General features: G+C 49.6%; 1 protein-coding gene. It reads right to left on the minus strand.

From position 1 onward, the window contains the following. Nucleotides 1-605, minus strand: a 605-nt coding sequence (locus HUS62_RS22380) for a hypothetical protein (RefSeq protein WP_175081199.1), incomplete at both ends; no start/stop codon positions are given.

The raw sequence follows: 605 nt of genomic DNA on the forward strand, positions 1-605 counted from the left end.
CTTACAGGGTTACCAGCTAAATCAGACGCTGTAGCAGTGGCGGTTAATGTGCCGTCGTTTAAGTTGCTTGCATCAATAGGAGTTGTTACATATTCGCTATTTTGTACAATGGCTTGCACCTCAACCGGTGGGTTAACACCATCGCTAATAGTAACCGTAACTGTTTGACCATCTTCAACATCGCTAACTATTCCGCGTACAACAATGGCTGCACTTTCGCCGTTACCGTTAATCACGCCGTCGGCGGTTTTATCAATGCTGGTTGTGATCGCTGCGGTGTTATCAAGCTCGACTGCATCTTGTGCTGAAATTGGATTGCCAGCCACATCAGACACGCTGGCTGTAGCGGTGAGTGTCCCGTCGTTTAATGCGCTTGCATCAATCGGATCGGTAACATATTCGCCGTTTTGTACAAGTGCAGTGGTTTCAACTTGGTTTGTGCCATCACTGATGATCACCGTTACGGTTTGACCGTCTTCCACATCGCTCACCGTGCCACGAACGACCATGGCGGCGCTTTCGCCGTTGCCGTTAATCACGCCGTCGGCGGTTTTATCAATGCTGGTTGTGATCGCTGCGGTGTTATCAAGCTCGACTGCATCTTG

The sequence above is a fragment of the Pseudoalteromonas sp. 0303 genome, assembly GCF_013349995.1.
Classification (GTDB): Bacteria; Pseudomonadota; Gammaproteobacteria; order Enterobacterales; family Alteromonadaceae; genus Pseudoalteromonas.